Origin of the sequence: Longimicrobium sp., assembly GCF_035474595.1 — a bacterium.
In the GTDB taxonomy this organism is placed as follows: Bacteria; Gemmatimonadota; Gemmatimonadetes; order Longimicrobiales; family Longimicrobiaceae; genus Longimicrobium.
In genome coordinates this window covers 90,529-112,370 of sequence record NZ_DATIND010000091.1, presented here as the reverse complement: position 1 = coordinate 112,370, position 21,842 = coordinate 90,529, and the positions used below count along the sequence as shown (strand labels likewise).

At 70.8% G+C, this 21,842-nt stretch carries 23 protein-coding genes; 21 read left to right on the top strand and 2 right to left on the bottom strand.

The window, feature by feature from the left end:
- Positions 1 to 313: 313 nt before the first annotated feature.
- Positions 314 to 1,360 carry a thioredoxin-disulfide reductase gene (gene trxB / locus VLK66_RS16805; protein ID WP_325310608.1) on the top strand — a complete coding sequence of 349 codons (1,047 nt, stop codon included), beginning with the start codon at positions 314 to 316 and terminating at the stop codon, positions 1,358 to 1,360.
- Between the two features lie 86 nt (positions 1,361 to 1,446).
- Here the strand turns inward: trxB and VLK66_RS16800 are convergent, their stop codons facing one another.
- Positions 1,447 to 3,606, bottom strand: coding sequence for a PBP1A family penicillin-binding protein (locus tag VLK66_RS16800; RefSeq protein ID WP_325310607.1), 2,160 nt, complete (start codon positions 3,604 to 3,606; stop codon positions 1,447 to 1,449).
- A gap of 570 nt (positions 3,607 to 4,176) precedes the next feature.
- On the opposite strand from VLK66_RS16800, the gene VLK66_RS16795 reads away from it, so the two are divergent.
- The 10 genes from VLK66_RS16795 to VLK66_RS16750 all read left to right on the top strand — a co-directional run bounded on the left by VLK66_RS16795 (position 4,177) and on the right by VLK66_RS16750 (position 12,436).
- On the top strand, positions 4,177 to 4,833 hold the full coding sequence (locus VLK66_RS16795; protein ID WP_325310606.1) for an ANTAR domain-containing response regulator: 657 nt from the start codon (positions 4,177 to 4,179) through the stop codon (positions 4,831 to 4,833).
- 62 nt (positions 4,834 to 4,895) lie between these two features.
- Positions 4,896 to 5,399, top strand: a complete 504-nt coding sequence (locus VLK66_RS16790; protein WP_325310605.1) for a matrixin family metalloprotease — start codon at positions 4,896 to 4,898, stop codon at positions 5,397 to 5,399.
- A gap of 100 nt (positions 5,400 to 5,499) precedes the next feature.
- Positions 5,500 to 5,880: a hypothetical protein gene (locus tag VLK66_RS16785; protein WP_325310604.1), complete on the top strand. Its 381-nt coding sequence runs from the start codon at positions 5,500 to 5,502 to the stop codon at positions 5,878 to 5,880.
- A gap of 187 nt (positions 5,881 to 6,067) precedes the next feature.
- Positions 6,068 to 6,256: a hypothetical protein gene (locus VLK66_RS16780; protein ID WP_325310603.1), complete on the top strand. Its 189-nt coding sequence runs from the start codon at positions 6,068 to 6,070 to the stop codon at positions 6,254 to 6,256.
- Between the two features lie 238 nt (positions 6,257 to 6,494).
- Positions 6,495 to 6,935, top strand: a complete 441-nt coding sequence (tnpA, locus tag VLK66_RS16775; RefSeq protein WP_325310602.1) for an IS200/IS605 family transposase — start codon at positions 6,495 to 6,497, stop codon at positions 6,933 to 6,935.
- 273 nt (positions 6,936 to 7,208) lie between these two features.
- Entirely contained in the window at positions 7,209 to 7,715 is a 507-nt protein-coding gene (locus tag VLK66_RS16770; RefSeq protein WP_325310601.1) for a YajQ family cyclic di-GMP-binding protein, read from the top strand.
- Positions 7,712 to 9,004: a glutamate-1-semialdehyde 2,1-aminomutase gene (hemL, locus tag VLK66_RS16765; protein WP_325310600.1), complete on the top strand. Its 1,293-nt coding sequence runs from the start codon at positions 7,712 to 7,714 to the stop codon at positions 9,002 to 9,004. The genes VLK66_RS16770 and hemL overlap by 4 nt, the downstream gene beginning before the upstream one ends.
- Positions 8,988 to 10,334, top strand: a complete 1,347-nt coding sequence (locus VLK66_RS16760; protein WP_325310599.1) for a SpoIID/LytB domain-containing protein — start codon at positions 8,988 to 8,990, stop codon at positions 10,332 to 10,334. Before hemL ends, VLK66_RS16760 begins: the two co-directional genes overlap by 17 nt.
- Before the next feature lie 564 nt (positions 10,335 to 10,898).
- Positions 10,899 to 11,915, top strand: a complete 1,017-nt coding sequence (locus tag VLK66_RS16755) for a Gfo/Idh/MocA family oxidoreductase (RefSeq protein ID WP_325310598.1) — start codon at positions 10,899 to 10,901, stop codon at positions 11,913 to 11,915.
- Between the two features lie 95 nt (positions 11,916 to 12,010).
- The gene (locus tag VLK66_RS16750; protein WP_325310597.1) at positions 12,011 to 12,436 is read left to right on the top strand and encodes a ferritin-like domain-containing protein; all 426 of its coding nucleotides are present in this window, start codon (positions 12,011 to 12,013) and stop codon (positions 12,434 to 12,436) included.
- A gap of 174 nt (positions 12,437 to 12,610) precedes the next feature.
- Here VLK66_RS16750 and VLK66_RS16745 read toward each other — a convergent pair whose 3' ends face one another.
- Positions 12,611 to 12,982, bottom strand: coding sequence for an endonuclease domain-containing protein (locus VLK66_RS16745; protein ID WP_325310596.1), 372 nt, complete (start codon positions 12,980 to 12,982; stop codon positions 12,611 to 12,613).
- Positions 12,983 to 13,397: 415 nt separating this feature from the next.
- Between VLK66_RS16745 and rpmE the strand changes: the two genes are divergently transcribed.
- The 10 genes from rpmE to VLK66_RS16695 all read left to right on the top strand — a co-directional run bounded on the left by rpmE (position 13,398) and on the right by VLK66_RS16695 (position 21,781).
- Entirely contained in the window at positions 13,398 to 13,610 is a 213-nt protein-coding gene (gene rpmE / locus VLK66_RS16740; RefSeq protein ID WP_325310595.1) for a 50S ribosomal protein L31, read from the top strand.
- Between the two features lie 43 nt (positions 13,611 to 13,653).
- On the top strand, positions 13,654 to 14,715 hold the full coding sequence (prfA, locus tag VLK66_RS16735; RefSeq protein ID WP_325310594.1) for a peptide chain release factor 1: 1,062 nt from the start codon (positions 13,654 to 13,656) through the stop codon (positions 14,713 to 14,715).
- Between the two features lie 140 nt (positions 14,716 to 14,855).
- Positions 14,856 to 15,722 (top strand): peptide chain release factor N(5)-glutamine methyltransferase, encoded by an 867-nt coding sequence (gene prmC / locus VLK66_RS16730; protein ID WP_325310593.1) that lies wholly within the window; start codon positions 14,856 to 14,858, stop codon positions 15,720 to 15,722.
- Between the two features lie 320 nt (positions 15,723 to 16,042).
- Complete coding sequence (locus VLK66_RS16725) at positions 16,043 to 16,399, top strand: YlbF family regulator (protein WP_325310592.1); 357 nt, start codon at positions 16,043 to 16,045, stop codon at positions 16,397 to 16,399.
- 9 nt (positions 16,400 to 16,408) lie between these two features.
- Complete coding sequence (locus VLK66_RS16720; RefSeq protein ID WP_325310591.1) at positions 16,409 to 17,089, top strand: CDP-alcohol phosphatidyltransferase family protein; 681 nt, start codon at positions 16,409 to 16,411, stop codon at positions 17,087 to 17,089.
- A gap of 7 nt (positions 17,090 to 17,096) precedes the next feature.
- The gene (locus tag VLK66_RS16715; RefSeq protein ID WP_325310590.1) at positions 17,097 to 18,443 is read left to right on the top strand and encodes an inositol-3-phosphate synthase; all 1,347 of its coding nucleotides are present in this window, start codon (positions 17,097 to 17,099) and stop codon (positions 18,441 to 18,443) included.
- Positions 18,444 to 18,642: 199 nt separating this feature from the next.
- Positions 18,643 to 19,287, top strand: coding sequence for a YigZ family protein (locus tag VLK66_RS16710; RefSeq protein ID WP_325310589.1), 645 nt, complete (start codon positions 18,643 to 18,645; stop codon positions 19,285 to 19,287).
- A 134-nt stretch (positions 19,288 to 19,421) separates the two neighbouring features.
- A complete protein-coding gene (locus tag VLK66_RS16705; RefSeq protein WP_325310588.1) occupies positions 19,422 to 19,817 on the top strand; it encodes a Minf_1886 family protein in 396 nt (131 codons plus the stop codon).
- Positions 19,818 to 19,929: 112 nt separating this feature from the next.
- Positions 19,930 to 20,127 (top strand): hypothetical protein, encoded by a 198-nt coding sequence (locus tag VLK66_RS16700; protein WP_325310587.1) that lies wholly within the window; start codon positions 19,930 to 19,932, stop codon positions 20,125 to 20,127.
- A gap of 85 nt (positions 20,128 to 20,212) precedes the next feature.
- On the top strand, positions 20,213 to 21,781 hold the full coding sequence (locus VLK66_RS16695) for an NAD(P)H-hydrate dehydratase (protein ID WP_325310586.1): 1,569 nt from the start codon (positions 20,213 to 20,215) through the stop codon (positions 21,779 to 21,781).
- Positions 21,782 to 21,842 lie beyond the last annotated feature (61 nt).

Genomic DNA, 21,842 nt, shown 5'->3' with positions numbered 1-21,842 from the left:
GCGTCCTCTGAACCCCGGGGCCAGCTTCCGGGCTGAACAGCCTCGCGCAGTTTGCGAGGCTTCCCGTGGTTGTTGCTGCGACTTCAGTCGCCGGTGAAGAGCCCTGTCCAGCACGTCAGGTGGGAAGCGCGTCGGGGTTTCCTCCGATCCGGTGGCCACGGACGGTGAGACGGGGATCGGGAGATGCGGATTCAGTAACCCGCATCCATCCAACCATTTGAACGCGGAGATCCGCGCCGGTGGCAGGCTCCCGGCGCGGATGGTTATATTGCCACGCTTCGCACCCGCCCCATCGCTCGGGAGACGCAGAGGAATGAGCTCCGCAGGGAACAGCAGCAGCAAGGCCGAGACGCTGGTGATCATCGGCTCCGGGCCGGCCGCGTGGACCGCGGCCATCTACGCCGCGCGCGCCAACCTGGACCCGCTGGTCATCGAGGGCGAGCCCTCGCGGGAGATGATCCCCGGCGGCCAGCTGATGTACACGACCGACATCGAGAACTTCCCCGGCTTTCCCGAGGGCGTGGGCGGGCAGGAGATCATGGAGCGGATGAAGGACCAGGCGGTCCGCTTCGGCGCGCGCACCATGATGGAGAACGTCGCCTCGGTCGACTTCTCGCGGCGTCCGTTCGTCCTGCGCCCCTCGTGGTCGCCGGAGATCCGGGCGCAGGCGGTGATCGTGGCCACCGGCGCGCGCGCCAACTGGCTGGGGCTGCACAACGAGGAGCGGCTGGCGCAGGCCGGTGGCGGCGTGAGCGCCTGCGCGGTGTGCGACGGCGCGCTCCCCGCCTTCCGCAATCAGCGCCTCGTCGTCGTCGGCGGCGGCGACTCGGCGATGGAGGAGGCCACCTACCTCACGAAGTTCGCCAGCGAGGTGGTGATCGTGCACCGCCGCGACAGCTTCCGCGCCTCGCAGGTGATGCAGGACCGCGTGCTGGCGCACGAGAAGATCAAGGTGCGCTGGAACACGCAGGTGCTGGACGTGCTGGGCGACGACGCGATCACCGCCGTGCGCCTGCGCAACACGGTGACGGGCGAGGAGGAGGACTTTCCCGTGGGGGGGATGTTCGTCGCCATCGGCCACACGCCGAACACCGCGTTCCTCGAGGGCCAGGTGGAGCTGACGCACAACGGCTACGTCCGCCTCCCGCACGCGTGGCGCACGGAGACATCGGTCCCCGGCGTGTTCGCCGCGGGCGACGTGATGGACGACTACTACCGCCAGGCGATCACCGCCGCTGGGACGGGGTGCATGGCCGCGCTCGAGGCGGAGCGCTGGATGGCGCACCACGGCGTCACCGAGGCCGAGCCGCCCGTGCTGGAGACGGCGGAGAGCTCCATCGGCCTCGGCGAAGGCGAGTAGGCGCGATCTCCATCCCGACGAAAGAAAAAGGGGCCGCAACCCAGCCGGGTCGCGGCCCCTCGTTCTTCATCTCCGTCCCCCATTCGTTACCGCGGCACGGGGACGGGCGGATAGTTCTTGCTCCGCGGTTTGTCGCGCGGCGCGGGCGGCGGCTCCTGCTGGCCGTCGTCGCCACTGCCGCCGAAGAGGCCGCCGACCGCCTGCACCGCCTGCCCGAACCAGCCGGGCTCGCCGCCCACGCCGTCCAGGTGCACCGGGCAGCTTTCCGTGGGCTCCGTGCCGCTCAGGAAGTACTCCGTCACCACGTCCTCGCGCGGGCACATCGGCGTGGCCAGCTTGCCCGTCGTCCGGTCGATCTCGCGCGCCTGCAGGTCGGGCGGCGGGCTCCACGCCACCGGCGCCGGGTGGCGGCGGTAGTAGTCGGCCACCACGCGCCCCCACACCGGCGCCGCCAGCCCCCCGCCCGACGCGTCGGCCAGGATCGCCTGCGGCCGGTCGAAGCCCATCCACACGCCGGCCACGATGTCGGGCGTGACGCCGATGAACCACACGTCGGCGCCCTCGTCCGTCGTCCCCGTCTTCCCCGCGGCGGGGATCGTGGCCGGGAGCGCCGCGCGCACGCCGCTGCCGGTGCCGCGGTCCACCACGTCGCGCAGCAGCGAGGTGGTGAGGTAGGAGACGGCGGGAGAAAGGGCGAAGCGGCGCGTGGTCGTGGCCCGGTAAACCTCCTGCCCGTCCGCGTCCACCACCCGGCGGATGAGGCGCGGCTTCACCAGCGTTCCTCCGCTGGCGAAGACGGAGTACGCCGCCACCAGCTCCATCGGCACCACCTCGGCCGCGCCGAGGAACGACGACGGATAGGGATGGACGGGCGTGCTGATCCCCAGGTCCTTCGCCTCGGCGGCCACGCGGGTGACGCCGATCATGTTCCCCAGCACGACGGTGGCGCGGTTGGACGAGAGGCGGAGCGCGTCGCGCAGGTCCACGTCCACCGAGTCGGAAACGTGGTCCGCGGGGCGGTAGTCGCCCAGCTGCCCCGTGGCGTCGGGCCCCAGCAGCGGCGTGGTGACGGGGATCCCCTGCGCGATGGCGGCGGCGTAGACGATGGGCTTGAAGGCCGATCCGGCCTGCCGCCTGGCCTGCGTGGCGCGGTCGAACTGGCTCAGCGCGTAGTCGCGCCCGCCCACCAGCGCCAGCACGTCGCCGCTCGCGGGGTCCATCGCCACGAACAATCCCTGCAGGCAGTTGCCGGGATACGCGGGCGGGCGCGCGGAGCAGGAGACGTGGCGGAAGCGCCCCATCCGCCCCGACTCGACGGCCGCCACCTGCCGCACCAGCTCGCGCTCGGCCGTGGCCTGCAGCGCGGGATCGAGCGTCGTGTACACCTTGTATCCCCGCGTCTCCGCCTCGGGCCCGAAGCGCTGCAGCAGCTCGCGGCGGACGGCGGCCACGAAGTACGGCGCGGCGCCGCTGGCCTCGCGCGGGGCGGCCAGCTTCAGCGGCTCGGCCTTCGCGCGCGTGGCCTCGCCGGCGTCGATCACCCCGGCGTGCGCCATCTGGTCCAGCACCAGGTCGCGCCGCCTGCGCGCCGCGTCGGGGTTGCGGCGGGGGTCGTAGAAGCTGGGCGCCTTGGGGAGCGCGGCCAGCGTGGCCGCCTCGGCGTTGGTGAGGTGGCCGGCGTCCTTGCCGAAGTACCCTTGCGCGGCTGCCTGCACCCCGTACAGCCCGTTCCCCAGGTAGATCTGGTTCAGGTACATCTCCAGGATCTGGTCCTTGGAGAACGACGCCTCGATCTTCCGCGCCAGCACCACCTCGGCCAGCTTGCGGCGCACCGTCTTGGCCCGCGACAGCTGCTCGGGAAAGACGTTGCGCGCCAGCTGCATGGTCAGCGTGCTGAACCCCTCCTTCCACGACAGCGAGCGGACGTCGCGGGCCAGCGCGCCGAACGCGCGGCGCCAGTCCACGCCGTGATGGCGGTAGAAGCGCTTGTCCTCGACCGCCAGGAAGGCGCCGGAGACGTGCGCGGGGATGCGGTTCAGGGGGACCACGAAGCGCCGCTCGGGGGCCAGGTTGGCCACCAGGCGGCCGCGGCCGTCGAAGACCTGCGTGGCCTGCGGCGGCGTGTAGGTGCGCAGCGCCGCCACCGACGGGCAGCCGCCGCCGGAGCAGCGCGGCCACATCCACGCCAGCGCCGCCGCCACCGCGGCGAAGCCGATGCCGGCGGCGATCAGCGCGGCTTTCAGCATCCCGCGCAGAACCGGGCGCCCGCGCGCCCTGCGGCCGCGGGAAGGGCGTCGCTTTGCTGCTGCCACTTCGATTTCGGGGATCGGGGATGAGTGCACCCGCGCCTTCGGGGGCCGCGGTGCGTACCGCAGCAATATAACCGAAGTTCCGGCGCGCGCGCAGCTTTCGTCGCTCGGCCCCTGCTTCCGCTGGTCTCACGCGGAGACGCGGAGCCGCGGAGCCGCCGGGACATTTCTCCGCGCCCCCACCCGGCATCGGGATGGAGACGCCGCCGAGGCGCGGGGAGCGCGCGAAGATGCCGGGGTCGCGAGTCCGCAGGCGGACTTCGGGCCGTTGTTGCCGCGAATTCATTCGCCGGGTGGCCTCGGGGAGCGCAGATGCTGGCGGGTGGATGGGAGATCGAGTCGCGGACGATTCCCGAACGCCGGAGCGCGCAACGAGTTAGCACAACGGCGGGGCGGAATGCCGCCGGTCCGGTACGGGATATGCCCCTTCCGCTGCCGCCCCGGTGAGGTCTGCCGGAGGCGGGCGCGCTGCCGCGCCCGGCATGTTTTCGTGTACGGAGGCGAGAGATGCGGATCCTGGTTGCCGACGACGAGCCCGCGAGCGCAGAGGCGTTGAAGGACCTGCTGGAGATCATCGGCCACCAGGTGGTCGGGCCCGCGTGCGACGGCGCCGAGGCGGTGCGGCTGGCCCGGTGCGAGCACCCGGACCTGGCCATCCTCGACATCGACATGCCGCGGCTGTCGGGGCTCGACGCCATCGACCAGATCACCCGCTCGCGCCCCATCCCCGTGATCGTGCTGACCGCGCACTGCGACGCCGAGTTCGTGGACCGCGCGGCCGAGCTCCCCGTGTTCAACTACCTGACCAAGCCGGCCGGGGCGGACCGCATCGTCCCCGCCATCCGCATGGCCACCGCGCGCTTCCGCGAGTGGAGCGCGCTGAACGGGCGGGTGAGCGAGCTGAGCCAGAAGATGGACGAGCGCAAGACCATCGAGCGCGCCAAGGGAATCCTGATGGAGGTGCGCGGGATCAACGAGGGCGACGCCTACCGCCTGATCCAGCGCGAGAGCCAGCAGCGCAGCCGCAGCATGATCGACGTGGCGCGCAGCGTCGTGGCCGCGCAGGGCGTGTTCCGCCGCCCCGCCGCGCCCGCGCCGAACGCGCCACCGGCGACCATGCCCGTGCCGCCGAACCTCACCGCGCCCGTGGAGCCCGCCGCCTGAGCGCCCCCGACGCACGCCTTCCGCGCCGCCGGCTGGAGATCGTCCCCGCCGGCGGCGTTTCCGTGGAGCTCCTCGCCCGGCTCGGCCGCGAAGTCGATCTGCGGCTCGGGACGGCGCATCACGTTGCCGCGCCGCTGGAGTTTCGGGCTTCGAAGGACGGGAAGCTCGCTTCCGCGGCGCTGCTGGACGCGCTCCTGGACCGCGCGGAAGCGGAGGATGCCGCGCCCGGCGAGCACTGGATGCTGGCCGTGGCGGACGCGCCGCTGCACGCGCCGGGGCACGGCCGCGTCTTCGGCGAGGCGGCCATCGGGAGCGGCTGCGCGGTGATGGGATTGGGCGCACTTGACGGCGGAAAGCGTTGCGATGCAATGACTTTGCTGGGGCGGGCGGTCAAGGAGGCGGTGCACGAGCTGGGGCACGCGGCGGGGCTTGCGCATTGTGCCGACCCGCGCTGCGTCATGTATCCCTCGCGCCACATTGCCGACACCGACCGCAAAGCCGAACGTTTCTGCGCCCGCTGCCGGGATGATTTCGCGCACGTAACCCTTGATGCGGCGCGGGGCTGAGGTTACGTTACCCGCAACCGCACGTGGTAATTCGTCCATCCACCCCAGCCGCAACATTGCACCGGCACCCTTCAGCATGCCGCCTGGCGGAGGCACGCCCATGAGCCTGCAATCTCCACGCTCTCTGCGCCGCGCCTACCTGGAGTGGGTCGAGGAGCAGGTGGAGGACTTCAAGGACGCCATCCCCCGTTCCCGCCTTCTCGCCATTGCGGACGAGGTGGTGGAGGAGCTGCGGCTCTCGCGCGGCGGGCAGTACCAGCTGACCGAGATCCTGCTCTGCGATGCAATGAACCGGTACCTCTTCCGCCTGCTGAAGCTTCCCGGCTACCGCGCCTGGTGCGAGCAGCGGGCCACGGACCGCGAGGAGCCGCGCGAGACGCGGGTGATCCCCTTCCGCGAGCTGGCGCCGGCGCCCACGGTGGTGGCGGTGCGCACCGCCGCCGTGGCGGACGCGGACGAGCCGGTGGCGTGTGTCGGTTAGACGCGGCGCGCTGCCCCTTTTTTGACACGGAAGGGGCAGGCCGATAGGTTTACGCGATCCGGAAGTCGTTGGCTGGATTAGACTTCCGCTGGAGCCGCGGCTGGGCACGCGAAGTGCCCCCGGCCGCGGCGTGCGCGTTTATGCGGGGCGCGCGCGTCCGGATACATCCTTGGCCGGGGCGTGACCGATGGCGAACGACGATACGAGCGGCGGCGACCTGTCCGCCGAGGATATGGGGATGATGGGGATCGTGGTGCAGGGCGGGCGGGTGGCTCCGTCTCATCCCCACCTCGATTTCGTGTGGGGCCCGCCGGAGTTCAAGGCGGCGCCCAGCCTTCCCTTCGGGCGGTGGAAGCCGGGCGCGAAGGCGGCCTGAGCAATCGGGCACACCATCACCACAGAGTGCGACAGAGCGGGGGGACTTCGGTCTCCCCGCTCTTCTTCTATGCAGCTTGCCCCTGCTGGAAGGTGCTTGCCTGGCTGGAAGGCGCTTGTCCGGCTGGAAGGTGCTTGCCTGGCTGGGAAAGGCGAATAAATTCGCGGCAACAACTGCACGAAGTCCCTTCGGGACTGCTTCCATGCTTCCTGCCGTTTCACCCGCTTCCGTGTGAACGATGCGCAGTCCATGGACACAGCTTTACCTGCATCTCGTCTGGGCTACCTGGCAGCGGGCGCCGCTCCTGGTCGAGCCGGTTCGGTCGGAGGTGTATGACCTGATTCAGGCGGATTGCACCCGGCTGCGCGCGGACGTGCTGGCGATCGGGGGCATGGAGGACCACGTGCATCTCCTCGTGCGTGTTCCGCCTACGATTGCTCCGGCGATGCTCGTCAAGCAGGTGAAGGGCTCGTCCGCGCACGCGGTGAATCATTCAACCGGCATCTACAAGACCTTCCGGTGGCAAGGGGGCTACGGCGCATTCAGTGTCTCGAAACGCCATGTGCCGCTCATCACCGACTACATCCTCCGCCAGGAGGAACATCATCGGGACCAGCGCCTCTGGCCGCTCCTCGAACCTCCCCCAGCCGAACCAGCGGAAGCAAAACCGTTGGGCTGACAGCAGGATGCCGAGGTTGCAGTCCCGAAGGGACTTTGTGCTGTTGTTGCCGCGAATTCATTCGCCTTCCCAGGCCCGGAGCCGAGTCGGCCCGGACTCGAGCGCAAGCCCGAGCCTGCGCCCGAGCTCACCACCGCTGCATCCGGTGACGAAGCAGACTGTGGAAGCAGGCCGGGGAAGCAGGCCCGGGAAGAATCTCCCCTGAAGCGGTTGCCCGGGGCCGCCTTGCCCGCCTACATTGCGGCGAATCCCCACGACAACTCGCGAGCAGACATGGCAAAGAACTCGACGTTCGACATCACCTCCAGCGTGGACATGCAGGAGGTGGACAACGCCGTGAACCAGGCGCGCAAGGAAGTGCTGCAGCGCTACGACTTCAAGGGCGCCACGGCCGAGATCGACTTCGACAAGAAGGCGGGCACGCTGAAGCTGCTGGCCGACGACGACTACAAGCTCACCGCGCTGGTCGACATCATCCAGAGCAAGCTGATCAAGCGCGGCGTGCCCATCCGCAACATGGACTACGGCGAGGTGGAGCAGGCCTTCGGCGGCAAGGCGCGGCAGACGATCACCCTGGTGCAGAGCATCAGCACCGAGAAGGCCAAGGAGATCGTGAAGTCGATCAAGGACGCCGGCTTCAAGAAGGTGAACGCGCAGATCCAGGACGAGCAGGTGCGTGTGACCTCGCCCTCGATCGACGAGCTGCAGGCGGTGATCGCGCACCTGAAGAAACAGGACTTCGGGCTGGAGCTGAGCTACGGCAACTTCCGCTCGCAATGAGCCGGCGGGAGACATCGTCCGCGCTCTTCCGCCGCGCGGTGGAGGTCACGCCCGGTGGCGTGAACTCGCCGGTGCGCGCCTTCCGCTCCGTCGGCGGCGAGCCGTTCTTCGTGGACCGCGCCCAGGGCGCGCGGATCCGGGACGTGGACGGCAACGAGTACATCGACTACGTGCTCTCCTGGGGCCCCATGATCCTGGGCCACGCACACCCGGCGGTGGTCGCCGCGGTGTGCGACGCGGCGCGGAACGGGACCAGCTACGGCGCGCCGACGGAGCGCGAGGTGGAGCTGGCGGAGCTGGTGCGCGAGCTGGTGCCGAGCATGGAGCGCGTGCGCTTCGTCAGCAGCGGCACGGAGGCCACGATGAGCGCCGTCCGCCTGGCGCGCGGCTTCACCGGGCGCGAGTTCATCCTCAAGTTCGACGGGTGCTACCACGGCCACGGCGACTCCTTCCTGGTGAAGGCCGGCTCCGGCGTCGCCACGCTTGGCCTCCCCAACTCGCCCGGCGTTCCCGCGGAGCTGTCGAAGCTCACGCTCACCGCGCCGTTCAACGACGTCGAGGCGGTCGAGGCAGTCTTCCGCGCGTACGCCGGCAGCATCGCCGCGGTCATTCTGGAGCCGGTGGTCGGCAATGCGGGGTTCATCCCCCCGGACGACGGGTTTCTTCCGATGTTGCGGCGGATCACCGAGGAGGACGGGGCGCTGCTGGTGTTCGACGAGGTGATGACGGGGTTCCGCGTGGCCCGCGGCGGGGCGCAGGAGCGCTTCGGGGTGCGGCCGGACCTGACCACGCTGGGAAAGGTGATCGGCGGCGGACTTCCGGTCGGCGCGTACGGGGGACGCAGGGAGATCATGGACCGGATCGCCCCCGTGGGCCCCGTCTACCAGGCGGGGACGCTCTCCGGCAACCCGCTGGCGATGGCGGCCGGGCTGGCGCAGCTGCGCATCCTGCGCGACGAGGATCCCTATCCCGCGCTGGAGCGGCGGACCGCGCGGCTGGTGGCGGGGATGCTGGAGGCCGCGGGGGAGATGGGCGTCCCGGCGAGCGGCGGGAGCCTGGGCTCGATGTGGGGTTTCTTCTTCACCGCGGGGCCGGTGAGGAGCTTCGACGACGCGAAACGGAGCGACGTGCCGCTGTTCAACCGCTTCTTCCATGCGATGCTGGACCGCGGCGTGTTCCTGGCGCCCAGCCAGTTCGAGGCGGGCTTCACCTCCACCGCGCACGGCGACGCGGAGATCGAGGAGACGATCGGCCGGGCCGGGGAGGCGCTGCGTGCGGCGCTGGGCTGAGGCGACGATCGTGCTGGCGCTGGCCGCGATGGCCGGGTGCCGCACGCAGGAGATCCGCTACGGGCCGGTGCCCATCCACAACCCGCCGCGCCCCGCGCCCGCGCCGGAGCCGCCCCCCGTCCCCGCGCCGCGCGACGAGCCCGCGCCGCCGCCCGCGTCCCGCGCGCCGGCGCTGAAGGTGGGCCTCATCGTCGACACCCCCGCGGGCACCGTCACCTCGCCGTCGGGGATGACGGTGGAGACGGAGGGCGGCGGGAACATCGACGAGCTGGCGGCGGGGCAGGGGCTGGCATTCTCGGCCGACGCGGACGGCGGGATCGCGATGACCGTTCTCGGCGCGAATGGCGACCCGGCCGGGCGGACGCGCCACGGCCTGGAATCTCCCGTCGTGGTGCGCGCGGCGGACGGGGGGGTGGTGGAGGTGCGCGGCGCGCCCTACCGCGGCGCCATCCTGGTGCAGAACTCCGGGCGCCGCGGGCTGACCTTCGTGAACCGCCTCGACATCGAAAGCTACCTCCTGGGCGTGGTGCCCAAGGAGCTGGGGGATGTCGGCGAGGGCGTGTTCGAGGCGATCAAGGCACAGGCGGTGGCGGCGCGGACCTACGCGGTGAAGAACATGGGCCGCCGCACGTCGCTGGGGTTCGACGTGTATCCCGGCACGCAGGACCAGGTGTACGGCGGGGTGAACGCGGAGCGCGAGCTGGTTTCCCGCGCGGTGCGCGAGACCGCGGGCGAGGTGCTGACGTACGGCGGCGAGCCGATCAACGCCTACTACCACTCCACCTGCGCGGGGCGAACGGCGGCGATCGACGAGGTGTGGAACGTGTCGCCCGTGCCCTACCTGGTCTCGGTCGTGGACGTCGACCCGCGCACCGGCGAGGCGTGGGACCGCGCCAGCGGCAAGTTCCAGTGGACCGAGCGCTGGTCGGGAACGCAACTCGTCTCCATCCTGAACCGCACGCTGGCCGATTCGCTGCGCGGGCGCCGCATCCGCGACGTGTACGATATGGACGTGCTGTCGCGCACGCAGTCCGGCCGCGTGCGCGCGATGCGGATCGACACCGACGCCGGCTCGTTCATCGTGGGGCGCGACCGGGTGCGGTGGATCCTGGCGCCGGCGCGCGGCGGGATTTTGAACAGCGCGAAGTTCGACGTGCGGGTGGAGCGCTCCGGCGGGCAGGTGGTTTCCGCGGTGGCCGAGGGCGGGGGATGGGGCCACGGCATCGGGATGTGCCAGTTCGGCGCGATGGGCCGCGCCCGCGCGGGGCAGGATTACCGCACGATCCTGGATGCGTACTACCCCGGCGCCCGGTTGTCGCGGATGTATTGAGCGGCGTCGGCGGCGACGCCGGGTGCGACACAGCGCGGGGCGGAATCCTGCTCGCCCATCCGGCATCGCGCCCTCTCCGGCCGGCTCGGGCCGTCCATCTCTCCCGTACCGGGAGAGGTAGCCCGGGCGGGATTGGTGCTCGGGGGCTGCCTTGTGCCCGCCCGGCTGGACTCCTCCGCGGAGAGGGGAGAACTCACGGCAGCACGGAACTTTGCGCCTCGTGGAAATGCCGGGGCGGGAGTCCGCGAAGGCGGACTTCGGGCCGTTGTTGCCGCGAATTCATTCGCCGGGGCCGGGCCAGCAGGGATGCTCGATGGGCGCACCTGCGTGAGGGATGCGCGCCCGGAGGGCCGGGAACCCGGCGGGGCGGCGGCGCCGATGCTTTCACGGTGCGATGATGCTCCGGCCGTGACGAATCCGCCGGGGGCCCGGCGCAGTTGGCAACGGTAGTATCGTTGCCTACGGCGCGCGCAGCCCGGTTTGGCGCCTCGGCGCCAAACACGCCCGAAACCCGCTGTTCTCCCTTTTGTTCATGCGATTCTGGACCCACTCGACGAGGAAATCGTGACCGTCCATCGTCCTCCCATCCGCGTTGCCGTGATCGGCGCGGGCGCCATCGCGCAGGTGGTGCACCTGCCCATCCTGAGCCGCATGCGCGGGGTGGAGATCGCCGCCGTGAACGACCGCGACGCCCACACCGCGCGCACCATCGCCGACCGCTACGGCTCGCGCGCCATGGACGCGGAGCGCATCTGGGGCGATGCGTCGATCCAGGCGGTGGTCGTCTGCACGCCCAGCCACCGCCACGAGGAGAACGTCCGCGACGCGCTGGCCGCCGGGAAGTACGTGCTCTGCGAGAAGCCGCTCGCGCTCACGCCCGACGCCGTGGAGCGCGTGCTGGCGGTGGACGGCGCCGCCGACCGGCTGATGGTGGGGATGAACCAGCGTTTCCGCCCCGACGCCCGCGCGCTCCGCTCCTTCGTCGTCAGCGGCGAGCTGGGCGACGTGTACTACCTGAAGACGGGATGGCTTTCGCGCACCAAGCCCACCGGGCGGCTGCGCTCCTGGCGCCAGATGCGGCACACCGGCGGCGGCGCGCTGATGGACCTGGGGCTGCAGATGCTGGACATGGCGATGTGGACCTTCGGCTATCCGAAGCCGCTGCGCGTGTCCGCCCACACGCACACGCCCGCCGGCGCCGAGGTCGAGGACTCGGCGGCGCTGCTGCTGCGGCTGGAGGGCGACCGGCTGATCAACCTGGAAGTCACCTGGTCGCTCATCTCCCGCCGCGACCGGCAGTTCATGCACCTGCTGGGCACCGCCGGCTCAGGCTCGCTCTCGCCGCTGCAGGTATTCCGGCAGATGGACAGCGGGCTGGTGGACGTGGCCCCCGCGCTGCCGCCGGGCACGGAGAACATCTTCACCGCCAGCTACCGCAACGAGCTGCAGAACTTCATCGAGGTGGTGCGCGGCGAGCAGAAGGCGGGCGCGCCCGGCGAGCACGTGCGGCTGATGCGCATCATGGAGGGCGCCTACCGCTCCGCCGCCGAGGGGCGCGAGATCGACCTCACCGGCGAGTGAGGCATCGTTCCCGCGGCTGATACCGGAGCGGCGGGGTTCACGCAGAGACGAGAGGAACACACGCGCATCCACGCAGATGGAGAAGAGGTGGGACGATGGCCGAGGCGAGCGAGCTGATCGCGGGGCTGAACGAGGACCTGGCGGCCGAGTACCAGGCCGTGGTGATGTACCGCACCTACGCGGCGCTGGTGAGCGGGCCGTGGCGGCGCGACCTGCGCGCCTTCTTCGAGGGCGAGATCCCCGACGAGCTGGGGCACGCAGCGTTCCTGGCCGACAAGATCGTGGCGCTGGGCGGCACGCCGACGGTGGACATCCCGCCCCTCCCCATCCCCCGCGACGCGCGCGAGATGCTGGAGAACGCGCTGCAGGCCGAGGTCGACACCATCGAGCGCTACACCCGCCGCATCGGCCAGGCCGACGCCTGCGGCGAGATCTCCATCCGCGTGGAGCTGGAGAACATGATCTCCGACGAGAGCCGCCACCGCGACGAGATCCGCCGCATGCTGATGGACTGGCGGTAGGGGCGCGACGGCCAGATTCGTCCGTCGAGAAAGATCGACACGGAAACGGCCGTGCTGGATGGACTTCGACGCGGCCGTCCGGCATCGCGCCCTCTCCGGCCGGCTTAGGCCGTCCACCTCTCCCGTACCGGGAGAGGTAGCTTGGCGCCATCCTGCTGGTTGACGGCGCCCCGGTCAGCCTGGCTCGGCTAGCGCGGCCTGGATTCGCCTGACCACGAGGTGTAGCGCGTTCATCACCTCGTCGTTCGTGAAGCGCAGCACGCGGAAGCCGAGGGCTTCGAGATACTCCGTTCGCGCGGAGTCGCGCTCCTGCTGCTCGTCGTGGATGGGGCCGTCCACCTCGATGCACAGCTTCTTCGAGGTGCAGCAGAAGTCTACGATGAAGCGTTCGACCGGGTGCTGCCGACGAAAGTGAAGACCGTTCTGCCGCTCCTTCCGCAGCGCGCTCCAGAGCACCCGCTCCGGAATCGTCATGTTCGCGCGCAGCTCCTTGGCGCGCTCTTCAATCTCCGGCGTCGTTCCGCGCATCCGGCGTTGCTGTTGCACACGTCCTCCTCGTTCGGGGGATGAGGCGTAGAAACCCGCAACTTTACAGTCCGGTTCGTCCGCAGGCCCACGCGCGGCACCGCAACAAAGCGCACAGATGCCGACGCGCGGATGTGGAATGCACCACAGCGTTCCGCGAGCGCGGATGCTGCCTAGCTACCTCTCCCGGTACGGGAGAGGTGGACGGCCTAGGCCGGCCGGAGAGGGCGCGATGCTGCGGCCGCGCACCGAACCTCGCTAGCGGTGTATCAAACATGCAGCCTGAGATGATGCTCGTCTCGCACGGTTCGGCCGGCCCGCCGCGGGTTGCCCGAACCGCGCGGTTTGGCTATACTTCAGGCTTCCTTAGCGCAAAGCGGCCGGGCGGCTGCGCCCGGATTCGATTGCCGAAAACCGATCTTGAGGCAGGTGCGGCATGAAGGCCGATATCCATCCCAAGTACCAGACCGTTACGGTGCACTGCGCCTGCGGCAACACGTGGCAGACCCGTTCGACGAGCAAGGACATCCACGTCGAGGTCTGCTCCAACTGCCACCCGTACTTCACGGGCAAGCAGAAGCTGATGGACAGCGCCGGCCGCATCGAGCGCTTCCGGCAGCGCTACGGCGGCGCCGAAGCCGCGAAGTGACGAAAGAGCCGGGGCTTCGACCCCGGCTCTCTCTTCATCTGCCATGGAAGACCGTCTCCGCGAAGCCCGGCAGCGCTACGACGACGTTTCGGCGCAGCTGTCCGACCCCGCCATCCACGCCGACCCCAAGCGCCTCCGCGACCTGAGCCGCGAGCACTCGCAGCTCGCCCAGATCGTGGAGGCTTCCGCGCGCCTTGACAAGGCGCAGGAGGATCTCGCCGGCGCCCGCGCGCTCCTTGCCGAGAGCGAGGGCGACCTGGAGATGGCCGCCATGGCGCGCGCCGAGATCGAGCAGCTCACGGCCGACGTGGAGCGGCTGGAGGGCGAGCTGAAGCGCCTCCTGGTCCCCCGCGACCCGCTGGACGACCGCGACGCCGTGGTCGAGATCCGCGCCGGCACCGGCGGCGACGAGGCGGCGCTCTTCGCGGGCGACCTGTTCCGCATGTACCAGCGCTACGCCGACCGCCGCGGGTGGAAGACCGAGCTCGTCTCCGTTTCCGAGGGCACCGCGGGCGGGTACAAGGAGGCGGTGTTCAACGTCCGCGGCGCCAACGCCTTCGGCGACCTGCGCTGGGAGAGCGGCGTGCACCGCGTGCAGCGCGTCCCCGCCACCGAGGCACAGGGGCGCATCCACACCTCGGCCGCCACGGTCGCCGTCCTTCCCGAGGCCGAGGAGGTGGACGTGCAGATCAACCCGGCCGACCTGAAGATCGATGTCTACCGCAGCTCCGGGCCCGGCGGGCAGTCGGTGAACACCACCGATTCGGCCGTGCGCATCACCCACCTCCCCACGGGGCTGGTGGTGACCTGCCAGGACGAGAAGAGCCAGCACAAGAACAAGGACAAGGCCATGGGCGTCCTCCGCTCGCGGCTGCTGGACGCGCGCATCGCCGAGCAGGAGGCGGAGCGCGCCCGCGACCGGCGCCTGCAGGTGGGCACCGGCGACCGCTCGGCCAAGATCCGCACCTACAACTTCCCGCAGAGCCGCGTGACCGACCACCGCATCGGCTTCACCACGCACGCGCTGCCGCAGGTGCTGGACGGCGACCTGGAAGAGCTGCTGGAGGCGCTGAAGATGGCGTCGGAATCGGAGCGCGCGGCCTGATTCTGCGTCTCCGCCGGCGCGACCGGCAGCCGCATCCGGAGGAGCGGAGGAGCCTCCGCGCGGTTTCCCCGATCCGCCCGCGGCGATAGTTTCCTTCGTCCACCCGGTCGACCCGAAAACCCCACGAGCCGCTGCGATCCGTGTCGGAAAAGCGCTGGACGGTGATGGAGCTGGTCGGGTGGACGGCGAACTATCTGAAGGAAAAGGGGTTCCATAACGCGCGGCTGAACGCCGAGCTGCTGCTGGCGGGGTCGCTGGGGGTGAAGCGGCTGGACCTGTATCTCCAGTACGACCGGCCGCTGAAGGCCGAGGAGCTGGCCGCCTTCAAGGCGCGGCTGCTGAGGCGTGCGAAGCGCGAGCCGCTGCAGTACATTGAGGGACACGCCGCCTTTCGCGACCTGACGCTTCGCGTGGACCCGCGGGTCCTGATCCCGCGCCCCGAGACGGAAACGCTCGTCCAGGAGGTGCTGGACTGGGCCGAGGGGCGCGACGCGCTTTCCGCGCTGGACGTGGGCACCGGCTCGGGCGCCATCGCGCTGGCGCTGGCCACCGAGGGCGCCTTCCGCCGCGTGGTGGCGGTGGACGTCTCGGCCGACGCGCTGGAGGTCGCGCGCGCGAACGGCGCCGCGGCCGCCCCCGACGCGCCGGTGGAGTTCCGGCTGGGGAGCCTGTACGACGCGGTCGCGGGCGAGCGCTTCGACGTGATCGCCAGCAACCCGCCGTACGTGGGCGACGAGGAGCGCGGCGGGCTGGACGCCGAGGTGCGCGACTGGGAGCCCGCGGGGGCGCTTTTCGCGGGGACCGGCGGGCTGGACGTGATCCGCCCCCTGGTTGCCCAAGCGCCGGAGCACCTGGCCCCGGGCGGCCTGCTGGCGATGGAGATCGGCGCGAGCCAGGCGGACGCGGTCTGCGCCCTCGTCCGCGCCACCGGCGCGTTTGCCGAGCCGCGCGTGCGGCGCGACCTGGCGGGCCGCGACCGCATCGTGCTGGCGGAGCTGGCGGGGTAGTCGCGGGGGCGCATCGACGCGGCGCTCGCGGCATCGCGCCCTCTCCGGCCGGCTTAGGCCGTCCACCTCTCCCGTACCGGGAGAGGTAGTTCGGTGGCATCCACGCTTCGGGCCAGCATCGGCGTGAGCGAGGGTTCTTGCTGGCGCCGATGCTGGATCGCCACCCTCTCCCGGGACGGGAGAGGGTCGCGCCCTCCGGCGCGGGGTGAGGGCGGCGCGAGGCCGCGGAGGCGCACCTGTGTGGGGGACACGCCCGCATCCCGCTGTATCCGTTGAAGTTGTCGTTGTCTTTAAAGATTCTTGAGACGAAGGATGGATTGATGGACGTGCTCTGGGAGAAGGCCCGGGAGATCGGGCGGCTGGTCGCGCAGAGCGACGAGTACAAGGTGCTGAAGCGCGCCAACGAGCGCCTGTCGGACGACCGCGATACCGTGGCCGGGATCAACCGCCTGGGCCAGCTGCAGGAGAGCATCGGGCAGGCGCTGCAGGCCGGCGAAGAGCCCGCCGAGGCCGAGCGCGAGGAGTTCGAGCGCCTGGCCGGCTCGGTGCAGACCAGCAGCACCTACCAGGCCTTCGAGGCCGCCCGGTCCAACTTCGACCGCCTCATGATGCGCATCGACGAGGAGATCGCGAAGGGGATCGAGGCCGGCGAGCAGAGCCGCATCATCCTGACCTGACCTGACGCAGTGCTGAAGTTCCAGCCCTCCGCCTACCGGGCCGAGATCACCGCCGTGCTCGCGCGCCCGCTGGACGTCCTGGTCCGGCGGCGCGTGAACCCCAACTGGATCACCACCGCCGGCGTTCTGGTGAACGTGCTGGCGGGCCTGGCCTTCTTCCTGTTCCACATCCAGCTGGGCGGCGCCCTGGTGCTGCTGGGCGGCTTCGTGGACATCGTGGACGGGCTGGTGGCCAAGCGCGGCGGGATGGTCACGGTCTTCGGCTCGTTCTACGACAGCACCACCGACCGCATCGCCGAGATCTGCGTGATGCTGGGGGTGATGTCGCTGTACCTGGGCAACGAGCCCAACATCGGCGACCCGCGGATGGCGTACGTGGTGTGCGCCGCGCTGGCCGGGTCGCTGATGGTGAGCTACACCCGCGCCAAGGCCGAGTCGCTGGGGATCGACTGCAAGGTGGGGCTGATGCAGCGCGCCGAGCGGATCATCCTGCTGGGCGGCGCCACGCTCTTCTTCGGATCGTGGCACCGCGGCGCGGTGCTGACGTTCGTGATGATCGCCATGGCGGCGCTCACGAACCTGACCGCCATCTACCGCATCTGGTGGGTGGCCCGCTACCTCCGGAATTCCCAACCCGTGCCTTCCGCGCCGGCCCCGGGCCGGAGCGTTCCCGAACCCGTCAACAGGTAGACCCATCGTGCGCACCGACCAGTACGCGCCGCGCCCCGCCGAGGGCCGGCTTGGCATCCTGCTTCCCGGCCTCGGCGCCGTGTCGACCACCTTCATCGCGGGCGTGGAGCTGGCGCGCCGCGGGCTGGCGCGCCCCATCGGCAGCGTGACCCAGTACGGCACCATCCGCCTGGGCAAGCGCACCGAGAACCGCGCGCCGAAGATCAGCGACTTCGTGCCGCTGGCGGGGCTGGACGACATCGTGTTCGGCGCCTGGGACCCGTTCCCGCAGGACGCCTACGAGAGCGCCCTGAACGCCGGCGTGCTGGACCGCCACGAGCACGTGGAGCCCATCAAGGACTTCCTGCAGTCCATCAAGCCCATGCCCGCGGCCTTCGACCAGCGCTACGTGAAGAAGCTGGAGGGGATCAACGTGAAGCCCGGCACGAGCAAGCGTGCCTGGGCCGACGCGCTGCGCGAGGACATCCGCCGCTTCAAGGAGGAGAAGGGGTGCGACCGGCTGGTGATGGTGTGGTGCGGCTCCACCGAGATCTTCATCAAGAAGGGCCCGGCGCACCAGACCATCGAGACCTTCGAGGCGGCGATCGACGCGAACGACGAGTCGATCGCGCCGAGCATGCTGTACGCCTACGCGGCGATCATGGAGGGCGTGGCCTACGCCAACGGCGCGCCGAACCTGTCGGTCGACTTCCCCGCGCTGGTGAAGCTGGCCGAGGACCGCGGGGTGCCGGTGGCCGGCAAGGACTTCAAGACCGGGCAGACGCTGATCAAGACGATCATCGCCCCCGGCCTGAAGGCGCGCATGCTGGGGCTGGACGGCTGGTTCAGCACCAACATCCTGGGCAACCGCGACGGCGAGGTGCTGGACGATCCCGAGTCGTTCAAGACCAAGGAAGAATCCAAGCTCTCGGTGCTGGAGCACATCCTCCAGCCGGGGACGTACCCGGACCTGTACAAGAACTTCTACCACAAGGTCCGCATCAACTACTACCCCCCGCGCGGCGACGCGAAGGAGGGGTGGGACAACATCGACATCCGCGGGTGGCTGGACTACCCGATGCAGATCAAGGTGGATTTCCTCTGCCGCGACAGCATCCTGGCCGCGCCGATCGTGCTCGATCTCGCCCTCTTCCTGGACCTGGCGCAGCGCAGCGGGCTGGGCGGGATCCAGGAGTGGCTCTCGTTCTACCTGAAGAGCCCGATGGCGGCCGAGGGGCTGTACCCGGAGCACGACCTGTTCATCCAGCAGATGAAGCTGAAGAACACGCTCCGCTGGCTGATGGGCGAGGAGCAGATCACGCACCTGGGGCTGGAGTACTACCTCGAGGAGGCCGAGGCGCACGCGGGGGTTTGAGGACCGCGAGGTGCCTGGTGCTGAGTGCTGAGTGCTGAGTGCTGAGTGCTGAGTGCTGAGTGCTGAGTGCTGAGTGCTGAGTTGGACGGCCCTGCTTGCCTTCGGGTGAGCGGGGCCGTCTCTTTTTGCGCGAGCCGGAGATTGGCGGCAATCCCGGCATGCCGCCCCGCTCCCCCGGCGTTTTTCTCGATCTAGATCGATGTCTCCCGACGACTTCCTGACCCTCGCCGCTTCCGCGGAGGCGCAGACGCGCGTGAAGGCGTCGGTGTTCCTCGCGTCCGCGCATCCGGCCGGGAGCGAGGAGGAGGCGCGGGCGATCCTGGCCGCGCGCGAGAGGGCGATGTGGGACGCCACGCACCACTGCAGCGCGTGGAAGCTGCGCGGCGGCATCTCGCGCGCGAACGACGCGGGCGAGCCGAACGGGAGCGCGGGGGCGCCGATCCTGGCGGCGATCGAGGGCGCGGGGCTCACCGACGTGATCGTGATCGTCACGCGCTGGTACGGGGGAACCAGGCTGGGCGTGGGCGGCCTCGTCCGCGCGTACGGCGAGGCGGCGGCGCTGGCGATCGAGGCTGCGCCGCGGCGCGTGGGCACGCTCGCGGTGCGGCTGCGCGTGCGCTACCCGTACGCGCACACGGCGGCGGTGATGCGCGTGCTGGAGCGTGCCGGCGCGGCCGAGGTGGAGCACGGCTACGCGGAGTCGGGGGATGCGGGGATCGCGGAGTTCAGCGTCCCCACGCAGGCCGCGGCGTTCGTGCGCGACGAGCTGCGCGAGGCCACGGCGGGGGCGCTGGCGCCGGAGCCCATCGGCCCGCGCGTGCTGTACCGGAACGCGGATGCCTGATCGGCGTATTCATCGGCACACGCGCCGCGGCAGGGTCCGCCACGGCGCAGAATCTCCCGGCGCCCCGCGCCTTTCCTGTCCGAACCGCCGGCCCCGCGAACTCGCCGCGGGCGCTGTCCCACGAGGTCGATGAGATGGATGGAGCCGTGTTAGCCGATCCGATCATGGAGCGCCTGCGCCGGCGTTATCCCATGTATCACGAAACGGCCTACCTCTTCATCCTCGCGGCGCTCCACTTCACCATCCAGCGCCTCGGCGAGGCGCGCCACATCACCGGCCGCGAGCTGGTGCTGGGATGCCGCGACCTGGCGCTGGAGCGCTACGGACCCATGGCGCGCAGCGTGCTCGACTACTGGGGGATCCGCGAGACGCGCGACTTCGGCGAGATCGTGTTCGCGCTGGTGGAGCTGGGGATCCTGGTGAAGCAGGAGGGCGATTCGCTGGACGACTTCGACGGCGTGTTCTGCTTCGCCGACGCGTTCGAGCAGAACTACCCCTGGGCCTGCCCGCCGCGCATCGAGGGCGCCTGATCCGTCTCGGGACGGGCCTTGGAACACGCCTTGCGGCGCCGAGTGGCCGTGTCCGACGAGCGGGGCGTGAGGGCACGCCCGGGAGAGTAGACCGACGAGGGGAGGGGACGCCATGCCGGACGAACGTGAGTTTCCGCAGTGCCTGAAGTGCAAGCAGGGGCTCCTGCTGCCGCTGTCCGACTACGGACGCGACGGCGCGCCGATCACCTACAAGGCCTGGGTCTGCACCAACCCCGACTGCGGCTTCAACATCCGCATCGACAACGGCGAGATCAGCTACGGCCGCACCATCGGGCAGAGCTTCAAGTAGCGCAGTAGATTCCGCGCAGACCCGCGCGCAGTGCCCACGGCGGAGCCTCCGCCGTGGGCCTCGCGCTTCCGGACCCCGCCCGCCCATGCCGAACCGGCAGCCCGCTCCGAAGTCTTCTTCTCCCGACCGCGCCTTCTTCGAGCGCGAGACTGTTCCCGTGCTCACCGCGGACGAAATGCGCGCGTGGGACCGGCGCGCCATCGACCGCACCGGCGTCCCCGAGCGCGTGCTGATGGAGAGCGCCGGCCGCGGCGTCGCCACCGTCATCCAGCGCCTGCATCCGGAAGGCCGCGTCCTCGTCGTCTGCGGGAGCGGGAACAACGGGGGAGACGGACTGGTCGCCGCGCGGACGCTGCGCGCGTGGGGGCGTGACGCGCAGGTGCTCGCCGTCGGCAGCCGCCCGCCCGACGACGTGCTGCGCCACGGGTGGGAGATGGAGATCGCCTCGCTCGACGAGCTGGACGCCGCGATCGCCTCGGCCGGCGTGCTGGTGGATGCGCTGCTGGGGACGGGCTCCACCGGCGCGCCTCGTCCGCCGTACGACCAAGTGATCCGGGCGATGAACGGGGCGGGGAAGCCGGTCGTCGCCGTCGACGGACCGTCGGGGATCGACTTCACCACCGGCGCGGCGGCGGGCGAGGTCGTGCACGCCGGCGTGACGGTGACGTTCGGCGCGCCCAAGCGCGGGCTCCTCCTCTTCCCCGGCCGCGCGCACGCGGGACGGATCGTGTGCGTGGAGATCGGGTTCGACCCGCTCGCGGACGGCTTCGGCGCGCAGCTCATCACCCCCGCGTGGGCCGCCGCGCATCTCCCGCCCGTGCCGCCGAACGCGCACAAGGGGCAGATGGGGCGCGTGGTGATCGTCGCCGGGCGCGCGGGGATGGCGGGCGCCTCCGTGCTCGCGGGGATGGGCGCGCTGCGCGCGGGGGCGGGGATGGCCGTGCTCGTCGCCCCCGACGCGAACCGCGCCATCATCCAGACCGCCATCCCCGAAGCGCTGTACGAGGACCGGGAGACGGTGGACGGCGAGGTCTTCGCGCAGGCCGGCGCAATCGTCGCCGGGCCGGGGATGGGGACGGACGACGGCGCGCTCGCCCTGCTGCGGAAGATCGCCGCCGCGGCCGATTGCCCGCTGCTGCTGGACGCGGACGCGACGACGCTTCTCGCGCGGAATCCCGGTCTCCGGGACGAGATCCGCCAGCCGCTAATCCTCACCCCGCACCCCGGCGAAGCGTCGCGCCTGCTCGGCCGGGCGACGAAGGACATCACCGCTGACCCGTTCGCCGCGGCGGCGGAGATGGCGGAGCGTTATCGATGCACGGTGCTGCTGAAGGGCGCGCCCTCGCTCGTCGCGTCGCCGGGAGATGCGGCGCTGGTGAGCGTTTCCGGCCACAGCGGCATCGCCACCGGCGGGATGGGCGACACGCTGAGCGGCGTCACCGGCGCGTTCCTCGCCCTCTGCCGCGATCCGCGCACCGCCGCCGGTCTCGGCCTCTGGTACTGCGGCCGCGCGGCGGAGATCGCCGGTCGCGGTCGCGGCCTCATCCCCCGCGACGTGGCCGGCGCCGTGCCGGACGCGCTGCTGGAATCCCCCTCCCCCGAAAGCGAGCTCGGCATCGCCGGGCTGACGCTGGACCTGCACGCGGCGTACTGATCGCCGTACCTCACGCGGAAACGCGGCGAGATCTGAGCCGATCGCACTTCGCGTCTCCGCG

Bases quoted from the DNA above. Each gene is read 5' to 3' on its own strand.
- VLK66_RS16710 (WP_325310589.1), top strand. From the start codon at position 18,643: ATGTCTCCCGACGACTTCCTGACCCTCGCCGCTTCCGCGGAGGCGCAG.
- VLK66_RS16750 (WP_325310597.1), top strand. From the start codon at position 12,011: ATGGCCGAGGCGAGCGAGCTGATCGCGGGGCTGAACGAGGACCTGGCG.
- VLK66_RS16700 (WP_325310587.1), top strand. From the start codon at position 19,930: ATGCCGGACGAACGTGAGTTTCCGCAGTGCCTGAAGTGCAAGCAGGGG.
- VLK66_RS16770 (WP_325310601.1), top strand. From the start codon at position 7,209: ATGGCAAAGAACTCGACGTTCGACATCACCTCCAGCGTGGACATGCAG.
- VLK66_RS16695 (WP_325310586.1), top strand. From the start codon at position 20,213: ATGCCGAACCGGCAGCCCGCTCCGAAGTCTTCTTCTCCCGACCGCGCC.
- VLK66_RS16800 (WP_325310607.1), bottom strand. From the start codon at position 3,606: ATGCTGAAAGCCGCGCTGATCGCCGCCGGCATCGGCTTCGCCGCGGTG.
- VLK66_RS16705 (WP_325310588.1), top strand. From the start codon at position 19,422: ATGGATGGAGCCGTGTTAGCCGATCCGATCATGGAGCGCCTGCGCCGG.
- rpmE (WP_325310595.1), top strand. From the start codon at position 13,398: ATGAAGGCCGATATCCATCCCAAGTACCAGACCGTTACGGTGCACTGC.
- VLK66_RS16785 (WP_325310604.1), top strand. From the start codon at position 5,500: ATGAGCCTGCAATCTCCACGCTCTCTGCGCCGCGCCTACCTGGAGTGG.
- hemL (WP_325310600.1), top strand. From the start codon at position 7,712: ATGAGCCGGCGGGAGACATCGTCCGCGCTCTTCCGCCGCGCGGTGGAG.
- VLK66_RS16725 (WP_325310592.1), top strand. From the start codon at position 16,043: ATGGACGTGCTCTGGGAGAAGGCCCGGGAGATCGGGCGGCTGGTCGCG.
- VLK66_RS16795 (WP_325310606.1), top strand. From the start codon at position 4,177: ATGCGGATCCTGGTTGCCGACGACGAGCCCGCGAGCGCAGAGGCGTTG.
- tnpA (WP_325310602.1), top strand. From the start codon at position 6,495: ATGCGCAGTCCATGGACACAGCTTTACCTGCATCTCGTCTGGGCTACC.
- VLK66_RS16780 (WP_325310603.1), top strand. From the start codon at position 6,068: ATGGCGAACGACGATACGAGCGGCGGCGACCTGTCCGCCGAGGATATG.
- trxB (WP_325310608.1), top strand. From the start codon at position 314: ATGAGCTCCGCAGGGAACAGCAGCAGCAAGGCCGAGACGCTGGTGATC.
- prfA (WP_325310594.1), top strand. From the start codon at position 13,654: ATGGAAGACCGTCTCCGCGAAGCCCGGCAGCGCTACGACGACGTTTCG.